Below are 21812 nucleotides of genomic sequence, written 5' to 3'. Positions count from 1 at the left end.
CGGGACTGACGGAACGCGAGGCAAGGCGAGCCGCCGTCCCCGGTGTCTCCGGGGCGCGGCGGCCAGGGCGGCTCTGGTTCGGTCAGGCCCGGGGTGGGCGCGCGGGTGGCTTCGCCTCGAGCGAAGCGCGGGCGTACGCCGCAAAGGCCGGGTGGCCCACGACAATAAGGGCGGTAGGCGCCCAGGGCTGCGGCGGTGTCAGTCGGTCCGCCACCTGGCAGGCGCAGTGAGTGCCAGCGTGGACGATGCCGTCAGGGCGCGACGGCGTGCCCGGGGCGCCGTCCTGGTCCATGGCGGCCGACAGGGTCACGGCGGGGACGGACGGCGCGCCGGAGGCGGCGGCCACGGCGAGGGGCGGCACCAGCAGAGACGCGAGCAGGAAGGCAACGGCGAGCAGGCGGGCGATGACCGCCCACCTCCACGCCAGCCCTGTCCTGCCCGTACCCAGCTTCATGCTCGGTCCGCCTCAGCGTGCCGGGTCGACGTTGAAGCGGCCAGTGCCGAGCTCGCCCCCGGGACTGCGCAGGGTCACCGTCGCCCGGAACTTGCCGTCCACCTGGAAATCGACGGGTGCCACGAGGCGGTTCCCGCCCGCGGGCCGGAATTCCAAGGTACGGCGCTCGTTGCCCCGGGCCAGGACGACGGCGGTCACGCCGAAGGCGGCGCCGTCCACGGGCTGCTCCTTGTCGTCGACGATGGACAGGGTCGCCTGGCCGCCGCGGACCGCCAACTCCACCTCGTGGCGACCGATCCTGACCTCGTTCCCGCTGTGCGCGTGGCCGTGCCCAGCGGCTTGGCCCCAGGCCAGGGTGGGCGCCAAGGCGGTGGCCGCCACCAAGCCGGTCATGGTCCTTCGACGCACGCTGCTTCCCCTTTGCCGTTCATCCCTTGCCCCGCCGCGAACGCGGCAGGCGACCGAGGGTCGACACGGCGCTAGGTATAGAACCTCCAGCCACTAGAGATTCAAGCCTGAGCTTGATCGCTGGCGTGTTATTCAGGACGGTGCCATCGGCCGCCGCGTGGGCGGCGGACAGGCAGTGCCCGTGGTCGTGGTCGGCGAGGGTCTCAAGGACGCGGCACTCGGCGGCGATGCCGTCGCTACACCCGGTCTCCACCAGGCGCGCCAACTCGTCCCGCAGGCCCGCCAGCCGCCGGAGCTTGGCCTCGACCTCGGCAAGCTGGGTGACGGCCAGGGCGTGGGCATCGCCGCAGGGGCGCTCGGGATGGGCGGCGAGGTCCAGGAGCTGCCGGATCGCGTCGAGGCCGAAGCCGAACTCCCGCGCGTGCCGGATAAAGGCCAGCCGCTCTCGGTGCGGGCGGCCATAGAGGCGGTGGCCGCCGTCGGTCCTGGCGGGGCTCGGCAGCAGTCCTACCTCCTCGTACCAGCGCACGGTCTGGACCTTGCAGCCCGCCTCGCGGGCGAGCTGGCCGATTCCGATCAGCTCTCCCGTCTCAGTTGCGGCCCGCGGCGGAAGTGAATGATCCATGCGCCTTAGGATGGGTCCGGTCTGCCCGTGGCGCAACGCAACCGGTGCTCCCGGCGGGACGGCTTGGATGCCCGGCACCTGATGTCCGAAGAACCCGCGTGCCCACCGGCCGTTTGGCTGGGATCGAGACATCTGGGACAGACAACGATGGGCGCCGGGCATAGCCACGGAGCGGGCGCGAACGAGCGGGCGCTGCGCTGGGCGCTGGCGCTGACGGGTGGGTTCATGCTGGCCGAGGTCGTCGGCTCCTTCCTGACCGGCAGCCTCGCCCTGCTGTCCGACGCCGCCCACATGTTCACCGATAGCGCGGCGCTGGCGATCTCGCTCGTTGCCATCCGGGTCAGCCGCCGTCCCGCCGATCGCACGCGGACTTGGGGCTACCACCGCCTCGAGATCCTGGCGGCCGCATTCAATGCCTCCCTGCTTTTCCTAGTCGCCCTCTACATCCTGTGGGAGGCTTGGCAGCGCTTCCGCGACCCGGCCGAGGTGCAGAGCCTCGGGATGTTGGCGGTCGCCGTCGTCGGGCTGGTGGTGAACTGGCTCTCCATGCGGATCCTGGCTGGCGGCAGCGAGCACAGCCTGAACGTGAAGGGCGCCTACCTGGAGGTCTGGAGCGACCTGCTCGGTTCGGTGGCGGTCATCCTCGGCGCAGGCGTCATCTGGCTGACGGGCTGGTCCTGGGTGGACCCGGCGCTTGGGGTTGGCATCGCCCTCTGGGTGCTGCCGCGCACCTGGATCCTGTTGCGCGAGGCGGGGAACGTCCTGCTCGAGGGCGTGCCCTCCGAGGTCGACCTCGACGCGGTCGAGCGGGCCATGCTGGATGCCCAGGGCGTGCGCGGGCTGCACGACCTGCACGTCTGGGAACTCTCCTCCGGCAAGGTCGCACTCTCGTGCCATGTCGAGGTGGAAGCGTCCCTGGCCCGCGAAGAAAGGCTGGAGGACGCGCTCGGCGCCATGCTGGCGACGCGCTTCGGCATCACCCATGCCACGGTGCAGGTGGAGTTGCCCGGTGCCCATGGCGGCCGCGACCCGCACGCGGCCTGGGCAGCGGCGAACGACCGGCATGGCCACGACGATGGACACGACCACGACGCTGGCCAGGGAGAGGCGGCACGCGTGATGCGGCAGGGATGAAGCGTCAGGGGCGGCGAAAGGAAGGCAGCCGCACCCGAAGCCGCTGCGCGGTCAGCCTGTCGCCTCCTCGAGCAGCAAAAGGAGGAGAAAGCCAACGAAGAACATGGCGGTGACCAGCGGCGTCTCCGGGACCCTTGTGCGCCTCGACCAGCAGTTCCTCGGTCACGAGGTAGAGCAATGCCACCAGGGCGAAGGCGAAGAGCCCCGTCCTCCAAGCCAGCGGCAGGCCCGCCGTCGGTGCCCCGAGCAGTGCGCCGAGCGGCAGCAGCAGCGCGAGCCCGGCGACCGCCAGGACCGTCCGCGCGGCCGAGCCCAGCGTGGGCCTCAGTTCCGTGGTGACCGACAGGCCGAGGAACATGATCTCGATGGTCAGGGCGATCGTCAAAAGCAGGCCCTCGCGCGGTCCGGCGGCGAAGCCGAGGCCCAGCACCAAGCCGTCGATCAGTATGTCGACGCCGACGACCACGGCCAGGGCAACGCCGCCCTCGGCGCCCTCGCCCAGCCGCCGAACGATGAGCATGAGCGCGACGCCGACGGCGCCGCCGAGCGCCACGGGCAGGGCCGCGCCCGCGTGCTTCAGGTCGGGCAGGATCTCGCCCGCCGCCGCCGCGAAGACCACGCCCGCGGCGAAGTGCTGGATGGCGGCCGCGGTCTTGGGGCCGGGTGGGCGCCAGACCGCGATCGCGGCGCCCAGCACCGCTGCCGAGGCGGGGATCAGCGTGTAGAGCCAGGCGGCGGCCATCAGGCGGGGTCGCCCGACCCAATCCCGCCGCCCTCCCGGCGAGGCGCATCCCCCTCGGCGGCGCGGACCTCTCCCAGGCGCTCGATTTCCTCGGCCAGGTGCTCGTAGTCGAGCCCGATCGCCTCGGCGCCGCCGTGCTGCGCCGCCCGGAGGGCGGCCGCCTGCCGTCGGGTCCACTCCACGAAGTTACGGTCGTAAAGCGCGGCCGCCTGGGCCGCCGGAGTAGAACCAACCACCATCGCTGCCCTCTTGCCACCAGACTTCCGACCTCAAGCGTTGCCGGAACCGTCGCGTTCGCGGGGCATCTGCCAGGTCGCGACACCCGGCGTGGCCCTTGAACCTCCAGTCGCTGTAGGTCCCATACCTGGGGCCGACGATCATGGAGGCTGACGATGGCGGACGGGGTGCAGCGGGCTGGGACGACCCTGCCGGATGGCGGGGAGGCGCTGGCCTGGCGGCTCGAGGGCATGGACTGCGCCTCCTGCGTCGCCAAGGTCGAGGGTGCCCTGGCCCGGATGCCGGGCGTCTCCGCCGTCGAGGCCAACCTGATGGGCGAGCGGCTGACGCTCCGCCTCGACCGTTCGGCCGGGCCGGAGGCGACACCCGAGACGGTAGAGCGGCGACTCGCCGCAATCGGCCACCCGGCGACCCGCTTGGCGCCGCCCGGCGCCCCGGCCACCCACCGGGCGCGCGAGGCCGCCTCCGAGGCCCATGCCCGGGGCGAAGCCTTCCTGCATGCCCACGGCGACGAGGACGACGACGAGGCCGCCGAGGGCAGACGCTGGTGGCAGACCGCCAAGGGCAGGCTCGTCCTCGGCCTCGGCGCGCTGGTCGCGGCGGCCTGGGGGCTGTCGCACCTGCTGCCGCGCGAGGCCTACTGGATCTACCTCGCCGCCACGCTGGTCGCCCTCTGGCCCTTCGGCCGCCGTGCCGTCGCCCTCGCTCGGGCTGGCAACCCCTTCTCCATTGAGACCCTGATGTGCGTCGCCGCGCTCGGCGCGGTGGCGATCGGGGCGGCCGAGGAGGCCGCCGTCGTCGTCTTCCTCTTCGCCCTGGGCGAGCTGTTGGAGAACGTCGCCGCCGGTCGGGCGCGGGCGGGCATCCGCGCCCTGGTCGAGCTCATCCCGCGCACCGCCCGGCGGGAGCGGGCGGACGGCGCGGTCGAGGCGGTCCCGGCCGAGCGCCTCGGGGTCGGCGACCTCGTGCGGGTCCGGCCCGGGGACCGGGTGCCCTGCGACGGCGAGATCATCGAGGGCCGGTCCTCGCTCGACGAGAGCCCAGTAACCGGGGAGAGCGTGCCGGTCCCGCGCGGACCCGGCGAGCCGGTGCTGGCCGGGTCGGTAAACGCCGACGGCAACCTGCGCGTCCGCGTCACCCGCGCGGCGGCCGACAACACGCTCGCCCGCATCGCCCGCATGGTCGAGGAGGCCACCGCCTCGCGGGCGCCGACCCAGCGCCTCGTCGAGCGCTTCGCCCGCTGGTGGACGCCGGGCGCCATGGGCGCGGCGCTGCTGACCATCCTGGTCCCGCCGCTCCTCTTCGGCGGGGACTGGTGGACCTGGACCTACCGCGGATTGGCGCTACTGCTGGTCGCCTGCCCCTGCGCGCTGGTCATCTCGGTCCCGGCCGCCGTCGCCTCCGGCCTCTCCGCCGGGGCGCGGCGCGGGCTCCTGGTGAAGGGCGGGGCGGCGCTGGAGGCCATCGGCGCCGCGCGCACCGTCGCCTTCGACAAGACCGGCACCCTGACGGCCGGGCGGCCGCGCGTGACCGACGTCGTCCCCCTCGCGGCAGGTGCCGACGACGCTGCCGTGCTGCGGTCCGCCGCGGCGGTCGAGGCGGGCTCCTCGCACCCGCTGGCGCGCTCCGTCGTCGAAGCGGCCGCGGCGCACGGCATCGCGCCGCCGCCCGCGACGGAGGCGGGCACCGTGCCCGGCAAGGCGGTGTTCGCCACAGTGGAGGGCAGGCGCGTCGAGGTCGGCAGCCCGCGCCACGCCGCCGAGGCCGGGGCCGCGCTGCCCGCGGCCGCGGCGGCCCGCATCGAGGCGCTAGAGGCGGAGGGCAAGACCGTGGTCGCCGTGCTCTCGGGCGGCGCGCCGCTCGGGCTGCTCGCCTTCCGCGACGAGCCGCGCGAGGACGCGGCGGCGGGCATGGCCGCGCTGCGCGGGCTTGGGGTCACGCCGGTGATGCTGACCGGCGACAACGAGCGCACCGGGCGTGCCGTGGCAGGCGCACTCGGCATGGAGGTGCGTGCGCAACTGCTGCCCGAGGACAAGTTGCGCGTCATCGAGGCCATGAAGGCGGACGGCCCCGTCGTGATGGTGGGCGACGGCATCAACGACGCGCCCGCCCTCGCCGCCGCCTCGGTCGGCGTCGCCATGGGCGGCGGCACCGACGTGGCCCTGGAGGCGGCCGACGCCGCCCTTGTGCGCGAGCGTGTCATGGGCGTGGCCGAACTTGTCGCGCTCTCGCGGGCGACGGTCGCCAACATCCGGCAGAATGTCGGCATTGCGCTCGGCTTAAAGGCGCTTTTTCTCGTGACGACGCTGGCGGGGGTGACCGGGCTCTGGATCGCCATCCTGGCCGACACCGGGGCCACGGTGCTGGTCACTGCGAACGCGCTGCGGATGCTGCGCTGGCGTCCGGCGGCGGTCCCCGGGCCATCGACGGAAGCTCCCGCATGACCCGCGAACCGCCACGTCGTCGCCTCCTGCTGGCCGTAGCGGCGCTGCTGCCGATCCTTGCGCCGCTCCGGCCTTCGGCCGCCCAGCAGCCGAGTGGATCCGTAATTGAGGTCGAGCGCGCCTGGACGCGCGCCACCGGCCCGACCGCCCAGACCGCAATCGCCTACGTCGCGCTCCGGAACCGTGGCGCCGCGCCCGACCGGCTGCTGTCCGCCTCCTCGCCGGACGCGCGCGCGGTCGAGATGCACGAGACCACGATGGAGGGCGGCGTTATGCGCATGCGGCCGGTGGAGGGCGGCGTCGCCGTCCCGCCCGGCGGGATCGTGCGCTTGGAGCCGGACGGCGGCGGCGTGCATCTGATGCTGGTCGGCCCGACGCATCCCTTCGCCCGGGGCGAGCGCGTGCCACTGACGCTGACCTTCGAGCGCGCAGGTGACGTACGGGTGGAGATGACGGTCGAGGCCGCGGGCGCGCGCCGTCCCGCCGCGGCTGGCGGCGGGCACGGCGACCACGCGCCGGGCGGCCGCCCCGAGGGCTAGGCGGGAACGGCCGTCCCGCGCCGTTAGCCGGGCAGCAGGTCGACGATCCGCATCACCGCGACGGTGCTGCCGCTATTGTGCCCCGGCGGGCGCCGCAGACCGTCAGCCGCCGATGGCGCTGGCCAAGCAACCTTGGCGTTGTGGTCGTGGCCACGCTCGTGGTGCGCGTCCTGTTCCCCGCCGGGGCTGTTGGCATGGCGATGCTCGCGCAGGCCAAGGGCTGGGGCGCGCTGAACGTCCTACAGGCGCCGGGCTGGGTCGTCGTGCCTCTCTCCGTCCTCGTCCTTGACCTCGCCATCTACGCCCAGCACGTCGCCTTCCACCACGTGCCAGTGCTGTGGCGGCTGCACCGGATGCACCACGCCGACCTCGAGTTCGACGTCACCACGGGCGTGCGCTTCCACCCCGTCGAGATCGTCCTGTCCATGCTCATCAAGTCGGCTGTGGTCATCGCCCTCGGCGTGCCGCCGCTGGCTGTGCTCGCCTTGGAGGTGTTGCTGAACGCGACGTCGATGTTCAATCACGGCAACATCCACCTGCCGGGACGGCTGGACCGCGTCCTGCGCTGGCTGGTCACGCCGGAGATGCACCGCGTCCACCACTCCGTGCTGCGGCGAGAGACCCACAGCAATTTCGGCTTCAACCTTCCCTGGTGGGACCGCCTGTTCGGCACCTACCGCGCCCAGCCCAAGGCCGGACACCAGGGCCTGACTATCGACATCGACCGCTTCCGCGAGTCCCGCGAGCGGCGGCTCGACCGCATGCTGCTGCAGCCGCTCCGCCGCAACGCTTCCGATCCGCGTTCCGCGGCCACCGAGGGCACCCGCACCCGCGCATGATTTCCAGGTCCGAGCAGGAGGACCGATGTCGGACGAAGTCGAAGCCATCAGTGCGGCAGAGGGCGCCGGTCAGGCCGAGCGCGGCGCCCAGAGTATGAGCGCCGCGTCAGTAAGGCAGACGGCGCCCCCACAAGATCCCAGTGGTCAGGCCGCCGCCGCTCGACGGCCCAGAGCCAGAACAGCGATGCGTCGATGTAGACCCCGCTGCAGGCGGCGGAGGCGCGCTCGGCGGCGTCGCTGTCCTCCAAAGTCAGCAGGTAGCCGAACGCGGCCAGGGACAGCATGCCGGGCACGAGCCACCAGACCGTCTGATCCGGGCGCCGCCAAATCCAGTAGGCAAAGCAACCGGCGATTTCGGCAACGCGGCGCCGATGTAGGCGAGGATGGTGACCATGCGCCCGCCATACAACGCCGCGGTCCTTCGGCAACCCTCCGCTCGCCACCGCCGGAGCAAACCCGGCTAATGGCGATGGCCGTGCCCCCCGAAGTGGCGATGGCCGCCGAAGTGGTGGTGATGGCCGAAGTGGCGATGGCCCCAGCCGCCCCCGAAAAAGCCGAGGCTAACCGTCGGCGCACCCCAATAGGGGCCGTAGTAGGACGGCGCACCCCAGTACGAGGGGCCCCAGTAGGTGCTCGGGCCGTAGAGGTAGGGCGTGCCCGCCGTGGTTGTCGCCGCCGCCCTGTTGCCGCTCGCGGCCATGCACTGCAGGTAGGCCGCGTCGTACCGCTGTTGCAGGCCGCCCGCCGATGCCTGCGCGTTCCCGGCTCCGACCGCGGAGCCCGCCAGCAGGCCACCCCCGGCGCCGATCGCGGCGCCCGCCCCGGCGTTGCCGCCCGCCGCCCCGACCAGGGCGCCCGCGGCGGTGCCGAGCACCGTGCCGGCGGCGACGCTGCCCACCGCGCTCTGGCTCGCCGCCTGCTGGGGCGAGCCGTAGCCGATCTGCTGCTGCGCGCTGCCACGGCAGACGGCGTCCTCGCCCTGGAACTGCGCGAGGTTCTTGCCCTCTGGCGGGAGCACCAAGACGCTGGGACCCGTCGGTGGCGCGACGGTACAGGCGCTGAGGGCGATCGCCCCGGCGAGTGCGGCGGAAGATCTGAGGCCCGGCATGGCGGCGTTTCTCCGGCCCGCTTCGCGGCTCGTCCGGGCCGGGCGGGTTTGTAAGAAAAACGTCCTTCCGGATTGGGGGTTCTGTATGGTTGGGCGAGCAACGCTCGAAGCCACCATCCGCCCAGTCTCAGATCTCCCTGGGTTCCACACCCTGACCCGCGGACGGTCCCAGCGCATCGGCCGCTCTGACCGAGGCCCTTCTACCCCCACCCACACAGGGCTATGTTGACGCCATGCTCTCCCGGGTCGCCAGGCTGGTCGTCGCTATCATCACGGTCTGCGCCTTCCTCGGCGCCGGTCTGGTGCAGAACCTGCCGTCCTCGCAGGTGGACACGGCAGTCGTGGCCATGATGGCCGACATGGGGGACGACGGCGCGGCGATGCCCTGTCACGACACTCAAGAGTCGGATCCATGCAAGGACAAGGTGCCCGGGTGCATGACCGACATGGGCTGCATTTTCGTGGTCGGCATCCCGGTGCCTCACGCGCCTGCCGTCTCGGGTCTGGCTTGGTCCCGGGTGGCCTACTGGCAGTCCGTCCGGCTGGTCGACGGCGTCTCCCTCAAGCCCTATCTCGGGCCTCCCATCCGCTTCGTCTGAGCTGAGCCGCCCGCGCCCACGCGCCGCGGCTTCCCCTGCCCTCTCCGGTCTCTGGCGCACCCGGCCTCAACGGTTTTGCGGCGTGTCCGGCATCGGGAGAGCGGATTCCTCCAGACGCAACCAGCCGCTCGCCCTCGTCCGTGGGCGTCCGACGGAATGGGACAACATGATGTTCTCCAAGCTCCTGCGCGCGGCCGTGCTCGGCGCCGCCACCATGCTCGCGCTCGCCCTCCTCGCCACTGGCGCCTTTGCGGCCGCCAGCGACTACCGCTTCGAACTGGCCAGCGCGCGGCCGCCGGACCGGGTAAGACCGACGTCACCGTCCGCCTAGTGCGGGTCCGGGACGGCAGGCCGATGCCGGACGCGGTCGTCTTCCAGACCAGGGCCGACATGGCGCCCGCGGGCATGCCGACCATGACCGGCAACGTCGCCCTGCAGGCCGCCCAGCAGCCGGGCACCTACCGGTTCCAGGTAGACACCGGCATGGCCGGAGGTTGGGCGCTGACGCTGGCCGCCAAGGTCCAGGGCGAGCCGGAGACGGTGCGCGCCACGGTCAACTTCAACGCGGCCCAATGAGATGGCGCGCCCTGCATGGGGGCCGCTGCGCTCCCCGAGGCGCGCCGGGCGAGGGCCCGGCGCGACCCTCGCGCTCAGCCTGACGCTCGCTCTCCTGGCCGGGCCGGGTCAGGCCCAAACCAGGACGGCGCAGCGTGCCGCGGGGAGAACTCCCCGGGGCCACACTGGAGAGCGTCCTCGCCGTCGCCCACCAAGCTCAGCCCGGAGCTGGCGGCCCGCGCGCTCGACACCGCTGCCGCCCGGGCACGCGTCACCGTCGCCGGGTCGCTGCCTGATCCGCAGGTCCAAGTGATGTCGGACGACGTCGATCGGACCTCGGGGCCGCGGCCGAACAAGATGATCTACTCGTTCCAGCAGGAGATCCCGCTCTGGGGCAGGCGCGACCTACGGCGCCAGGTCGCCCGGGCCGAGGTTGGCCAGAGGATGGCGCAGGCCCAGGCGGCCGAGGTCGAGTTGACCGACCGGGTGAAGGTCGCCTTCGCCCGCTACTACACCTCCTACGAAGCGGTCCACCGGACGGAGGAGTTGCATCGGGCTATCCACGGCGTCTCGCAGGTGGCCCGGGAGCGCTACGCCCAGGGCCGTGGTGAGCAGCAGGAGGTGTTCCGGGCCGAAGTCGAGACCACGCGGGTGGCGACCGAGATCGTCCGCCTCGAGGCGGCGCTCCGCAGCGCGCAGGGGCAGCTGAACGCGCTCCTAGTCCGCCCGACCGACGCGCCGCTGACTCGGCCCGAGCGCCTGCGCCCGCTCCCCGACGCGCGCACCCTGGACGCCGCCCAGCTGGCCGGGCGCGCCAGGGGCACCAACCCGATGCTGGCGGCCGACGCCTCCGCCGTTCGCGGCGCCGAGACCAACCGCAGACTCACGGACCGGAACTGGTACCCGGACGTCACCCTGGGCGCGTCGGCCATCGACCGCTCGGGCTTTGGCCCGCCCGGATACCAGGCGTGGGTCGCGTTCAAGGTCCCGCTCCAGTGGGGACTGCGCGAGGCGCAGGCGGCAGAGGCCGGTGCCCAGGCCGGGGCGGCGCGGGCCCGGCTGGAGGCGCGCGAGCAGCAGATCCGGAGCGACCTCGCCGAGGCCGTGGCGGGCTTCGAGGGCAGCCGCCGGACCGCCGACCTCATCCGCCGCCAGCTCCTGCCGCAGGCCGAGGCGCTCGTGCGCTCCGGGGCTGCCGGGTACGGCTTCGGCCGGGTGGACCTCGCCTCCGTCCTGCGGGCGCAGCACGACCTCGCCGACTTCCGCCTGCAGCTCCTCTCGGCCGAGTTCGATGGGCAGCGCCAGCTGGCTCTCATTGAACGGCTCGTCGGAGGCGACCTGTGAACCGGCGCCTCCTTGGCGGCGTCTGCGTGCTTGCCGTGGCGACCGCGGTGGCGGGCTTCTGGCTGGCGGGACCGTCTCGACGTCTCCTTGCCCCCGGCGCGGCGGCGGCGCAGCAGCCCCCGCGCGCCAGCCGCTCTACTACCGCGATCCTTCGGGAGGGCCGGACTTCTCTCCGACCCCCAAGAAGGATTCGCAGGGCCGCGATTACGCCCCCGTCTACGAGGACGGCGACGCGGCGCCACCCGCGCCGGCGACCGCTTCAGCACCGGCTGCACCGGCGTCCGCGGTCCCGGCGCGCCGCCCGCTCTACTACCAGGACCCGTCCGGCAGGCCCGAGTATTCGGCCACCCCGAGAAAAATCACCGACGGGCGGGACTTCGTCCCCGTCTACGAGGACACCGGCGCACCGTCCCAGTCCGCGGCACCTGCCCCGGCGTCCCCAGAGGACGTGGCCGGATCCTCTACTACCGCAATCCGATGGGCCTGCCCGACACATCACCGGCGCCCAAGAAGGACTCGATGGGGATGGATTACATCCCCGTCTACGAAGACGAAGCCAGGCAGCCCGCGGGCACGGTCACGGTCAGTCCGGAGCGGGTGCAGATGCTCGGCGTCCGCACCGAGGCGGCGGCCGAGCGAACCATGACCCGCTCCATCCGGGCGGTCGGCACCATCGCCGTCGACGAGCGTCGGCTGACCGTCGTGGCGCCACGCTTCGAGGGCTGGATCCAGAAGCTCCTCGTCAACGAGACGGGGCAGCCGGTGCGCCGCGGCCAGCCCCTATTCGAGGTCTACAGCCCCGAGCTGGCGGCAGCCGAGCAGGAGTATGTCATCGCCCGGCAGGCGGAGGGCGCCATGGCGCACGCCGACCCCGCCATGCGCAGTGGCAGCTCGGGCATCGCGGCTGCCGCGCTGGCGCGGCTGCGCAACTTCGACCTGCCCGCCGAGGAAGTCGCCCGCCTGCGGCGCACCGGCGCGATCGGCCGCACACTCACCCTGACCTCGCCGATGGACGGCGTGGTCCTGGAAAAGACTGCGTTGCAGGGCATGCGCTTCGCCCCAGGCGACGCGCTCTACCGCATAGCCGACCTCTCGACCGTCTGGCTGCTGGCCGACGTCTTCGAGCAGGACCTGGGTCTCGTCGCGCCCGGCCAGGAGGCCAGTATCGCCATGACCGCCTACCCGGACCGGCGCCTCGCCGGAAAGGTCACCTTCGTCTACCCGACCCTGAACGCGGCCACGCGCACGGCCAGGGTGCGCATTGAGATCCCGAACCCGGAGCAGCTGCTCAAGCCGGACATGTACGCGACCGTCGAGATTGCGGCCCTCCTCGGGTCCGCGCCGGTGGTCGCCGTGCCGGACTCCGCGGTGCTCGACAGCGGGACGCGGCAGGTCGTGCTCGTCGAGCGGTCGCCGGGCCGCTACGAGCCGCGCGCCGTCCAGACCGGCCGTCGGGCAGACGGCCAAGTCGAGATCCGTCAAGGAATCAGGGCGGGCGATCGGGTGGTCGTCGGCGCCAACTTCCTTATCGATGCCGAGAGCAACCTGCGGGCCGCGCTCCAGGCGTTCGCGGCGCCCCCGCCGCCCACCCCACAGGAGGGCCAGCGGCCATGATCGCCCGCGCCATTCGTTGGTCGGCGGCCAACCCTTTCCTTGTGCTTCTCGCCACGCTGTTCCTGGTCGGTGCCGGGGTCTGGGCGGTCCGCAACACGCCGCTCGACGCCATCCCGGACCTCTCCGACGTCCAGGTCATCGTCTACACGGACTACCCCGGGCAGGCGCCGCAGGTGGTCGAAGACCAGGTCACCTATCCGCTGACCACGGCGCTATTGACGGTGCCGCGGTCGAAGACGGTGCGCGGCTTCTCCTTCTTCGGCTCATCCTTCGTCTACGTGGTGTTCGAGGACGGCACCGACCTCTACTGGGCCCGCAGCCGGGTGCTTGAGTACCTCAGCCAAGCCGCCCGGCGTCTGCCCGCGGGCGTGACGCCCTCGCTCGGACCGGACGCCACCGGCGTTGGCTGGGTCTACCAGTATGTTGTCACGGGCGCGCAGCGCACCTTAGCCGAGCTGCGGTCCATCCAGGACTGGTTCCTGCGCTACCAGCTCGCCCGAGCAGATGGGGTGGCCGAGGTCGCCAGCGTCGGCGGCTTCGTCCAGCAGTACCAGGTCGTGGTTGACCCGCAGAAACTCCAGGCCTACCGCATCCCGCTCTCGCGCATCACCGAGGCCATCCGCGCCAGCAATCGCGACGTCGGCGGCCGCTCGGTCGAAATGGCAGAGACCGAGTATCTCGTCCGCGGCCGTGGCTACCTGCGCGGAACCCAGGACATCGAACAGATTGTCCTGACAATGCAGAACGGCGTCCCCGTACTGCTGCGCGACATCGCCCGGGTCGAGCTCGGCCCTGAGGAGCGGCGCGGCATCGCCGAACTCAACGGCGAGGGCGAGGTGGTCAGCGGCATCACCCTCCAGCGCGAGGGCCAGAACGCGCTCACCGTCATCGAGAGCGTCAAGCGGCGGCTCACCGAGATCGCGGGCAGCCTGCCTGAAGGGGTGAGCGTCTCCGCAGTCTACGACCGCTCCGACCTCATCGGGCGCGCCATCGAGACCCTGAAGCACACCCTCTTGGAGGAGAGCGTCATCGTCGCGCTGGTCTGCGTGGTCTTCCTACTGCACGTCCGCAGTGCCCTCGTGGCCATCCTGATGCTGCCCGTCGGCGTCCTCATCGCCATGGCCCTGCTGCACGCGCTCGGGCTCAGCTCGAACATCATGTCGCTCGGCGGCATCGCCATCGCACTCGGCGCCATGGTGGACGCGGCCATCGTCATGATCGAGAACGCCCACAAGCACCTGGAGCGGGCGGAGCCGGGCGCGCCGCGTGCCCGGGTGCTGACCGAAGCGGCGGTCGAGGTCGGCCCGGCGCTGTTCTTCAGCTTGGCCGTCATCACCGTTTCCTTTCTGCCGGTCTTCACCCTTGAGGACCAGGAGGGGCGGATGTTCCGGCCGCTCGCCTTCACCAAGACCTTCGCCATGGCGGCTGGCGCGCTGCTGTCGGTTACCCTCGTGCCGGTGCTGATGCTGCTGTTCATCCGCGGCCGCATCCTGCCCGAGCGCCGGAACCCTGTGAACCGGTTGCTCATCTGGCTCTACCGTCCCCTCATCGCGGGCGTCCTCCGGGCCAAGACCCTGACCATCCTCCTGGCGCTGCTCGCGGTTGGCGCGACCGCCTGGCCGCTGGCCAGGCTCGGCAGCGAGTTCATGCCGACGCTGAACGAGGGGACGCTGATGTACATGCCGGTCAGCCTGCCTGGCCTGTCCGTCACCAAGGCCGCCGAGCTGCTCCAGACCCAGAATCGCGTCATCCGGAGCTTCCCGGAGGTGGCGAGCGTCTACGGCAAGGCGGGCCGGGCGGCGACCGCGACGGACCCGGCGCCGACCGAGATGATCGAGACCATCGTCAACCTCAAGCCGCCTGCCGAGTGGCGTCCGGGCGTCACCGTGGACTCCCTGATCGCCGAAATGGATGCGGCGCTGCGGATGCCCGGCGTCAGCAACGCCTGGACGATGCCGATCAAAGCCCGCATCGACATGCTCTCGACCGGCATCCGCACACCGGTCGGCGTCAAGGTCTACGGCCCGGACCTCGCGGGCATCGACCGGCTCTCGCGCGAGGTCGAGGCCGCGGTCCGGACAGTGCCCGGCACGACCAGCGCCTTCGCCGAGCGGGTCGAGGGTGGCTACTACCTGGAGATCGAGCCCGACCGGGCGGCGCTGGCCCGCTACGGCCTGACCGTCGGCGACCTGCAGGAGACCATTGCCATCGCACTCGGCGGCGAGCCGGTCACCACCACAGTCGAGGGCCGCGCCCGCTACACGGTGAACGTCCGCTATCCGCGCGGCCTGCGGAGCGACCCGCAGGGCATCGCCGAGCAGGTGCTGGTCCAGGGCATGCAGGGTGCCGCCATCCCCCTGGGCCAGCTGGCGGCCGTTCAGCTGCGGCGCGGCCCGCCAACCATCCGGACCGAGAACGCGCAGCTGGTGAACTACGTCTACGTTGACATGCACGGCCGCGACGTCGGCGGCTACGTCGCCGACGCACAGCGGGCCGTCGCGGAACGGGTGCGGATGCCGCCCGGCTACCACGTCGAGTGGAGCGGCCAGTTCGAGTACATGCAGCGCGCGAAGGCGAAGCTGGCCGTCGTCGTGCCCGTCACGCTGCTCGTCATCTTCGTGCTGCTCTACCTGAACTTCGGAAGGCTAACCGAGACGTTCATCGTCATGCTCTCGGTGCCCTTCGCCCTCGTCGGCGGCGTCTGGCTGATGCACCTGATGCACTTCAACCTCTCAGTCGCCGTCGCGGTCGGCTTCATCGCACTGGCCGGGGTTGCAGCGGAAACCGGTGTCATCATGCTCATCTATCTCGACCACGCGCTCGCCGAGGTGCAAGAGCGGTGCTGCGCCGCGGGGCGGCCGTTGACCCAACCCGACCTGCGCCAAGCCATCATGGAGGGTGCCGTCGAGCGGGTGCGGCCGAAGATGATGACGGTCACGGCCATCATGGCCGGGCTGGTGCCGATCCTCTGGAGCACCGGCACGGGCTCGAAGCTCATGCAGCGCATCGCCGTCCCGATGGTCGGCGGTATGGTGTCATCGACGGTGCTGACCCTCCTCGTTATCCCGGCCATCTACGGCCTCGTGAAGGGCTGGCGCCTGCCGCGGGCCGAGGCGGCGACGGCTCACGGGACACAACCACTGGCGAGGGCGGCGGAATGACCTGGGAGGCCGCCCCGGGTCGCGAGCGCACACAGCCTCACGACACTCGCCGCAAGGGACACGTCATGCGCTCGTCGAAGGACAAATGCGTCGGTGTCAGGGCAGCGGCCCGGCGCTGGCTCGGCAGGCCGCTCCTCGCGCTCGCACTGCTGTGGCCCGTCGCGGCGCCGCGGGCGGCGAGTGGCCCGTGGGCACCCGGGGACACCATGCGCGCGCGCCTGCTCGCGGCGGCCGACGCCGCCGGGGCCGAAAAGGAAATCCGCGCCGGACTCCAGGTCTCCATGGCCGAGGGCTGGGACACCTACTGGCGGTCGCCAGGGGACGCCGGGGCGGCGCCCACGGTGGACTGGTCCCGCTCGGCGAACGTCGCCGCGGTGGAGTGGCGCTGGCCCGCACCCACCCGCTTCACGCTGTTTGGTCTCGAGACCTTTGGCTACCTCGACGAGGTCGTCTTCCCGCTCACTGTCCGCCCCGAGCGGCCCGGCGAGCCGGTCGCGCTCCGGGGCAGGCTCGACCTCCTTGTCTGCAGCACCGTCTGCGTCCCGAAGAGCCTTGAAGCTCTCGCTCGACCTGCCAGTGGGCACGGTGGCGGTGGACCCGGAGGCGGCAAACCTCATCGCCCGCCACGATGCCCGGGTACCGGACGACGGCTCGCGGTCCGGGCTCGCTGTGGACGGCGTCGCCGCGGTCCCCGGGAACCCGGCCGCCCTCGAGGTCCGGATCTCCTCGCGGCAGCCGCTCTCGGCGCCGGACATCATCATCGAGAGCGACAGGTGGACCTTCGGGAAGCCGGGATTCTCCTTCGGCGCCGACCGCGGGACCGCCACGGCGGTGCTGCCCGTCACCTCGGGGCCGGACGCGGTCGGCATGCCCGGCACGGGCGTGACGGTGACCGTCCTCGACGGGCCGCGGGCGGCGGAGACCCGGGGCGCGGTCGCGGCGGGCACCGCCCGCCCAGGATGGGGCAACCTGCTGCCGTTCCTCGGGCTGGCGCTGCTCGGCGGCCTGGTCCTCAACCTGATGCCCTGCGTCTTGCCGGTGCTCAGCCTGAAGCTGATGGCCGCGCTGCGGCATCAGGGGCGGGCGCGGCGCCAGGTCCGCCTGGGCTTTCTGGCCACGGCGGCGGGCGTCGTCGCCTCCATGCTCGTCCTCGGCGGCGCGCTGGCCGCCCTGAAGGCCGCCGGGGTCGCCGTCGGCTGGGGCATGCAGTTCCAGCAACCGATTTTCCTCGTGGCGATGGCGGCCGCCGTCACCGTCTTCGCGGCAAGCCTCGCCGGGTTGCTCGAGATCCGGCTGCCGTCGCGCCTGGCAACGCGCTGGGCCGCCCGGGCGGGGACGGGCTCGCGGGCAGCTTCGCCGCCGGGGCGTTCACGACGGTGCTGGCGACGCCGTGCTCAGCCCCATTCGTCGGCACGGCTGTCGGCTTCGCGCTGGCGCGGGGCCCGGCCGAGATCCTGGCCATCTTCGGTGCCCTGGGGGCGGGACTGGCCGCGCCGCACTTCCTGGGCGCCGCCTTCCCCGGTCTCGTCCGCCTCCTGCCGAGGTCGGGGCGGTGGATGCTCGCGCTCCGGCTGGTGCTGGCCATGGCCCTGGCGGGGACGGCGGTTTGGCTGCTGACCGTGCTGGCCGCCCAGACCTCCTGGCAGGCCGCGGGCGCGGTGGCGGCTGCGCTGGCGGTGCTGACCGGGGCGGTGGCGCTCAAACCGCGGATCGGCGCACCCGCTGCCGCGGCGGTGGCCCTCCTGGCCCTGCTCGGAGCCGGAACCGCGGCCGTCGTGTTTACGGCGCCGCCGCCAAGCGCCGCGGCGACGGCCTGGGCGCCCCTCGACGAGGCGGCCCTCCGGCGTCTCGTGGCCGAGGGCAAGGTTGTCTTCGTGGACGTGACCGCGGACTGGTGCGCCAACTGCAAGGTCAACGACGCCCTGGTTCTGGCGCGGCCCGAGGTGGCGGCGGCCCTGGCCGGGCCGGGTGTGGTCGCCATGCGCGCCGACTGGACCCGCCCGGACGCCCGGATCTCCGACTACCTCGCCAGAAACGACCGCTTCGGCATTCCCTTCAACGCGGTCTACGGCCCCAGTGCCCCGCGGGGGATTCTCCTGTCCGAGGTCCTGACCCGGGAGGCGGTGCTGGACGCGCTCCGGCGTGCCCGCGGAGCCGACCTGGTGTCGTCGCAGTGAGGAGGGTCGGGCAGGCATGACCTTGCAGGGCGGATGCCGAGGGACATATCGTCCGGTCATGGGTATGCCCGTCCTCCGGCGCCTGGTGTTGGTCCTGACCGCCCTCGCCTTCATGCTGGCGACGGCGCTGCCGGGCACTGCATCGGCGATGCCCATGCCCGGCGGCACCATGATGGCGGGAGTCCCCGGCCAGCCCTGCGGCGACTGCGCGGCCAAGATGCCTGGCGGCGACGGCGGCGCAAAGATGATGCCCTGCGGTGCCCTCGCCTGCTCGGGTGCCGTCATCGGACTGCCGACCCCGACGGTCCTGGACGCGCCCGCCGCTGTCGCTTTCGAGTACGCGGCATGGGCACCCACGAGCCAGCGGGGCATGACGCCTCCGCCCGACCCCTTCCCGCCCAGACCCTCCTTCCTCGTCTAACCGCGGCCCGCCACTGCGGGCCGCGGCTGGAGTTCCATGGGTTCGGCCTTCGCCGGGCCCGCGCCACGCACCCGCCCTCGAGCGGCTGCGTCGGCATGACGAGGACAGGGACCATGCCAATCACCACACCGCTGGAGCTGACCCGGCGGCAATTCTGGAAGGCGGGCGGCGCCCTCGCACTGGCGGGTGGGCTTCCCGCCAGGGGACATGCCGCGGCCGCCACGAGCGCGCCCGCTTCCCTGCGGCTGACCGCCGCATCGGCTCGCGCGCCGATGGTCGGCGACGACTACCCCGCCACGGCCGTGTGGGCCTACGGCGGCTCGGTCCCCGGGCCCGTGCTGCGAGTCCGCCAGGGGACGAGGTTCCGCGCCGTCGTCGAGAACCGCCTGGACGAGAACACGACCGTGCACTGGCACGGCATCCGCCTGCCCAACGCCATGGACGGCGTGCCCGGGCTGACCCAGCCACCCATCAGGCCCGGCGAGAGCTTCGCGTACGAGTTCACGCCGCCCGACGCAGGAACCTTCTGGTACCACCCGCACGATAACAGCCTTGTCCAGATGGGGCGCGGGCTGGCCGGGGCGCTGATCGTCGAGGAGGCCGAGCCGGCCCGGGTGGACCGCGAGCTGCTCTGGGTCATCCAGGACTGGCGCCTGACGCGCGACGCCCAGGTCGCCCCGGGCTTCGGCGGCCGCATGGAGGCGGCGATGGCGGGCCGCGTCGGCAACACGGTCACCGTCAACGGCCGGGTTCCCGATGCGGTGCCCGTCCGCGCGGGCGAGCGGGTGCGGCTGCGCATCGTCAACGCGGCGACCGCGCAGATTGTGGCGCTGCGGTTCGAGGGGCACCGGCCCGTCGTCGTCGCGCTCGACGGCCAGCCTTGCGAGCCGCACGAACCTGCAGGCGGGCGGCTGCTGCTCGGCCCCGCAATGCGCGCCGACATCATTCTGGACATGACGGGCCGGTCGGGGAGCCGCCACGCCGTCATCGACGATTTCTACGACCGCCTCGCCTACGAGCTCGTCACTCTCGCCTACGAGCCCGGAGCGCCGCTGCGCGAGCATCCGCTGGACGCCCCGATGCGCCTGCCGCCCAATCCGCTGCCGCGGCCCGACATGGCCTCGGCGGCGCGGCACGAGCTCGTCCTCCAGGGCGGGATGATGGGCGGCATGGGCATGATGGGTGGCATGGGCATGCGCGGGGCGGCATGGGCCATCAACGGCATGTCCATGACCGGCGACGGCCATGCGGGAATGCCGCCGCTCCTGACGCTGGCCCGCGGCCGCACCTGCGCGCTGACGCTCCGGAACGAGACCGCCTGGTGGCACCCGATGCACCTGCACGGGCACAGCTTCAGGGTGCTCGACCGCACGGCTTCGCCGGGCACGGGAGCGATCTGGGGCGACACGGTGCTGGTGCCGCCGCGCGAATCCATTGAGGTCGCCTTCGTCGCCGACAACCCGGGCGACTGGATGCTGCACTGCCACGTCATGGACCACCAGGTCAGCGGTCTAATGACAATCATCCGCGTTGCCTGAAACGACACATGAAACACAAGAGGAGACAGAGCATGACGCCGATCTCACGCCGGGCCGCACTGCTGGCGGCTGTTTGCGCCCCGCTGCCCGCGCTGGCGAGCGCGCCCACGCAGGTCACGCTCCACAAGAGCCCGGAATGCGGCTGCTGCGAAGACTACGCGGCTTACCTCAGGCGGAACGGCTTCGCAGTCGACGTGCGGCCGACCCACGATTTGGCGACGATGAGCCGCGAGGCGGGGGTTCCCGAGGAGCTGGACGGCTGCCACATCGCGGTCGTCGAGGGCTACGTCGTCGAGGGCCACGTCCCCGTCGAAGCCATCCGCAGGCTTCTGGCCGAGCGGCCGTCGCTTCGGGCGATCACCCTGCCGGGCATGCCGCCCGGCTCGCCGGGAATGGTGGGGCACAAGCGTGAGCCGTTCACCATCCACGCAGTCGCCCGGGACGGCGGCACCAGCGTCTACATGACGATCTGAGGAAACCTGTCGATGACCACCCACCAAACGGAGCCGCGCGCGATCGAGCCCACCCCGCAGGCGCGGTACCGCGCCCGCGAGATTCACGCCCGAAGCAGCTGACGGAGGCTAATCATGACGAGGATCCCAAAGCACTTGCTCGCGGCCTCCGCCCTGCTCGGGGCTGCCACGCTCGCCGTCCCGGCGCTCGCGCAGCGCGGTGGCATGATGGAACGCCCTCACATGAGCGGCTCCGGGATGACGGGCGGCCACATGGGCCGGGGCGAGGTGGCACAGATGTGCGGCCGGATGATGCAGGGCAGGCCGGGCGGTGGGAATGGCGGGCGCCCGAACCAGCAATGGCGGCAGCGGGCACCCGCTTCAAACCGCGGATGAATGTGGCGACGTGGTTCACGTGGCTCGCTTCGTGGGCAGGAGGCACGCCACAATGCACGGCATGATGGACGGGATGATGTGGGGCATGGGCCTCGTGTGGCTCCTCATCATCGCGCTGCTGGCGCTCGGCATCGCGGCGCTTCTGAAGTACCTGCTCTCGCGTGGCCGGTGACCCACGCCGCACTCGGAGTGCAGCCCCGGGCGACTTGGCCTCGGGGTTGCAGTCCCCCGACGACCGTGAGCTTCGCGTCCGCCAAGAGCAGATCCGATGAGCGCTCGGCAGAAGGCGGCCGGAACTTAGGAGGCCCAAATCCTGACTGTGCCGCGCACGGGCTGTGCCACGCCCGGCACCCGGGCCGTGAGAGACAGGCTCCACTCGCCTGTTATCGGCAGCTCGGCCTGAAGGCGGAACGCGCCGTTGTCCTCGCCCGGGCCGACCGAGGCCGCCATCCACGACGCGATGTCCTTGTATCCGGACATCCACATGCCGAGCCGCTGGGGCTGTCAATCCCAGCGCCGGTCACCGGCCCAGTGGGGTAGTGCGCCGCTGCAAAACTGGCAGCAGGGCGGTGTGGTGCCATCCGAGGCGCCGCTGGTGCTGGCGGGCGCGGCAGGCAACGCGGGCCCGTTTGGGCCGCCCACCCGGAATGCCACAGCGACCAGCAGCATCGCCGGGATGCGTTCGGCCCACGTCTTGGTTGGCATAGGGAGGAGTTGTGAGAATGTCGGTCGGACCGCGCCATGCAGGAGGAAATCCTCTTGACCCTACCATGTGGGAAGCCCGGATGCTTCGGCCGCACTTACTCCAACACCATGGAGAAGAACGTGGCTGGCGCGAGGACGGCCGGGATGCACACGGAGCATCGGAGACGAAAGCGCACGGCAGTTCACCTCGCGCCGTCGCTGATCCAGTCTGTTAGCTGCCGGTGGACGCCGTCTCGCGCGGCGGGTCCTGGATGCGGCGACCGCGTGATCGACAGGAAGTCCGAATGAGCGGCTTCAGGATCCTGTATGGGATGATTCTC

At 72.1% G+C, this 21812-nt stretch carries 21 protein-coding genes and 1 pseudogene; 15 read left to right on the top strand and 7 right to left on the bottom strand.

Annotated elements, in window-relative coordinates; all coding sequences use genetic code 11:
- Positions 1-82: 82 nt before the first annotated feature.
- Genes ACQ86J_RS35970 through ACQ86J_RS35960 form a run of 3 tightly spaced genes read right to left on the bottom strand, consistent with a single transcriptional unit; the run spans position 83 to position 1487 of the window.
- The gene (locus ACQ86J_RS35970) at positions 83-454 is read right to left on the bottom strand and encodes a hypothetical protein (protein WP_431269262.1); all 372 of its coding nucleotides are present in this window, start codon (positions 452-454) and stop codon (positions 83-85) included.
- A gap of 12 nt (positions 455-466) precedes the next feature.
- On the bottom strand, positions 467-862 hold the full coding sequence (locus tag ACQ86J_RS35965; protein WP_431269261.1) for a hypothetical protein: 396 nt from the start codon (positions 860-862) through the stop codon (positions 467-469).
- A gap of 19 nt (positions 863-881) precedes the next feature.
- Positions 882-1487: a MerR family transcriptional regulator gene (locus ACQ86J_RS35960; protein ID WP_431269260.1), complete on the bottom strand. Its 606-nt coding sequence runs from the start codon at positions 1485-1487 to the stop codon at positions 882-884.
- A 147-nt stretch (positions 1488-1634) separates the two neighbouring features.
- Between ACQ86J_RS35960 and ACQ86J_RS35955 the strand changes: the two genes are divergently transcribed.
- Entirely contained in the window at positions 1635-2621 is a 987-nt protein-coding gene (locus tag ACQ86J_RS35955) for a cation diffusion facilitator family transporter (protein ID WP_431269259.1), read from the top strand.
- Between the two features lie 4 nt (positions 2622-2625).
- On the opposite strand, the gene ACQ86J_RS35950 is transcribed toward ACQ86J_RS35955, so the two are convergent.
- Both ACQ86J_RS35950 and ACQ86J_RS35945 read right to left on the bottom strand, forming a co-directional pair.
- The gene (locus ACQ86J_RS35950; RefSeq protein ID WP_431269258.1) at positions 2626-3363 is read right to left on the bottom strand and encodes a hypothetical protein; all 738 of its coding nucleotides are present in this window, start codon (positions 3361-3363) and stop codon (positions 2626-2628) included.
- Positions 3363-3602, bottom strand: coding sequence for a DUF29 family protein (locus ACQ86J_RS35945; protein ID WP_431269257.1), 240 nt, complete (start codon positions 3600-3602; stop codon positions 3363-3365). Before ACQ86J_RS35945 ends, ACQ86J_RS35950 begins: the two co-directional genes overlap by 1 nt.
- Positions 3603-3755: 153 nt before the next feature.
- Here ACQ86J_RS35945 and ACQ86J_RS35940 point away from each other — a divergent pair, with 153 nt between their 5' ends.
- The 3 genes from ACQ86J_RS35940 (at position 3756) to ACQ86J_RS35930 (ending at position 7422) form a co-directional block, all read left to right on the top strand.
- A complete protein-coding gene (locus ACQ86J_RS35940; protein WP_431269256.1) occupies positions 3756-6044 on the top strand; it encodes a heavy metal translocating P-type ATPase in 2289 nt (762 codons plus the stop codon).
- Positions 6041-6583, top strand: coding sequence for a copper chaperone PCu(A)C (locus tag ACQ86J_RS35935; RefSeq protein ID WP_431269255.1), 543 nt, complete (start codon positions 6041-6043; stop codon positions 6581-6583). Before ACQ86J_RS35940 ends, ACQ86J_RS35935 begins: the two co-directional genes overlap by 4 nt.
- 146 nt (positions 6584-6729) lie before the next feature.
- Positions 6730-7422: a sterol desaturase family protein gene (locus ACQ86J_RS35930; RefSeq protein WP_431269254.1), complete on the top strand. Its 693-nt coding sequence runs from the start codon at positions 6730-6732 to the stop codon at positions 7420-7422.
- Positions 7423-7469: 47 nt separating this feature from the next.
- On the opposite strand, the gene ACQ86J_RS35925 is transcribed toward ACQ86J_RS35930, so the two are convergent.
- Together ACQ86J_RS35925 and ACQ86J_RS35920 are read right to left on the bottom strand one after the other, a co-directional pair.
- Complete coding sequence (locus tag ACQ86J_RS35925; RefSeq protein WP_431269253.1) at positions 7470-7865, bottom strand: YnfA family protein; 396 nt, start codon at positions 7863-7865, stop codon at positions 7470-7472.
- Positions 7866-7882: 17 nt separating this feature from the next.
- Positions 7883-8530 (bottom strand): glycine zipper family protein, encoded by a 648-nt coding sequence (locus ACQ86J_RS35920; RefSeq protein ID WP_431269252.1) that lies wholly within the window; start codon positions 8528-8530, stop codon positions 7883-7885.
- 233 nt (positions 8531-8763) lie between these two features.
- Here ACQ86J_RS35920 and ACQ86J_RS35915 point away from each other — a divergent pair, with 233 nt between their 5' ends.
- The 11 genes and pseudogenes from ACQ86J_RS35915 (at position 8764) to ACQ86J_RS35865 (ending at position 20412) form a co-directional block, all read left to right on the top strand.
- Positions 8764-9129 carry a hypothetical protein gene (locus ACQ86J_RS35915; protein WP_431269251.1) on the top strand — a complete coding sequence of 122 codons (366 nt, stop codon included), beginning with the start codon at positions 8764-8766 and terminating at the stop codon, positions 9127-9129.
- Between the two features lie 166 nt (positions 9130-9295).
- Positions 9296-9460: a hypothetical protein gene (locus ACQ86J_RS35910; protein ID WP_431269250.1), complete on the top strand. Its 165-nt coding sequence runs from the start codon at positions 9296-9298 to the stop codon at positions 9458-9460.
- Positions 9461-9483: 23 nt separating this feature from the next.
- Complete coding sequence (locus tag ACQ86J_RS35905) at positions 9484-9705, top strand: FixH family protein (protein WP_431269249.1); 222 nt, start codon at positions 9484-9486, stop codon at positions 9703-9705.
- Positions 9706-9720: 15 nt separating this feature from the next.
- Positions 9721-11028, top strand: coding sequence for a TolC family protein (locus tag ACQ86J_RS35900; RefSeq protein WP_431269248.1), 1308 nt, complete (start codon positions 9721-9723; stop codon positions 11026-11028).
- A 477-nt stretch (positions 11029-11505) separates the two neighbouring features.
- Positions 11506-12642, top strand: coding sequence for an efflux RND transporter periplasmic adaptor subunit (locus ACQ86J_RS35895; protein ID WP_431269247.1), 1137 nt, complete (start codon positions 11506-11508; stop codon positions 12640-12642).
- The gene (locus tag ACQ86J_RS35890; RefSeq protein ID WP_431269246.1) at positions 12639-15803 is read left to right on the top strand and encodes an efflux RND transporter permease subunit; all 3165 of its coding nucleotides are present in this window, start codon (positions 12639-12641) and stop codon (positions 15801-15803) included. The genes ACQ86J_RS35895 and ACQ86J_RS35890 overlap by 4 nt, the downstream gene beginning before the upstream one ends.
- Positions 15800-16294, top strand: a pseudogene (locus ACQ86J_RS35885) (protein-disulfide reductase DsbD domain-containing protein); the annotation flags it as partial. The gene ACQ86J_RS35890 and the pseudogene ACQ86J_RS35885, both read left to right, overlap by 4 nt.
- Positions 16295-16355: 61 nt before the next feature.
- Positions 16356-17420, top strand: a complete 1065-nt coding sequence (locus ACQ86J_RS35880; RefSeq protein WP_431272781.1) for a hypothetical protein — start codon at positions 16356-16358, stop codon at positions 17418-17420.
- Positions 17360-17980, top strand: a complete 621-nt coding sequence (locus ACQ86J_RS35875) for a thioredoxin family protein (protein WP_431272655.1) — start codon at positions 17360-17362, stop codon at positions 17978-17980. The genes ACQ86J_RS35880 and ACQ86J_RS35875 overlap by 61 nt, the downstream gene beginning before the upstream one ends.
- A 693-nt stretch (positions 17981-18673) precedes the next feature.
- Positions 18674-19939 (top strand): multicopper oxidase family protein, encoded by a 1266-nt coding sequence (locus tag ACQ86J_RS35870; protein ID WP_431269245.1) that lies wholly within the window; start codon positions 18674-18676, stop codon positions 19937-19939.
- Positions 19940-19971: 32 nt separating this feature from the next.
- Positions 19972-20412: a DUF411 domain-containing protein gene (locus tag ACQ86J_RS35865; RefSeq protein WP_431269244.1), complete on the top strand. Its 441-nt coding sequence runs from the start codon at positions 19972-19974 to the stop codon at positions 20410-20412.
- Positions 20413-21812: the final 1400 nt, after the last annotated feature.

Source organism: Dankookia sp. P2, from assembly GCF_050632255.1.
Taxonomy (GTDB): Bacteria; Pseudomonadota; Alphaproteobacteria; order Acetobacterales; family Acetobacteraceae; genus Paracraurococcus.
The sequence above is the reverse complement of the archived record's forward strand: the minus strand, read 5'-3'. Positions and strand labels throughout refer to the sequence as shown.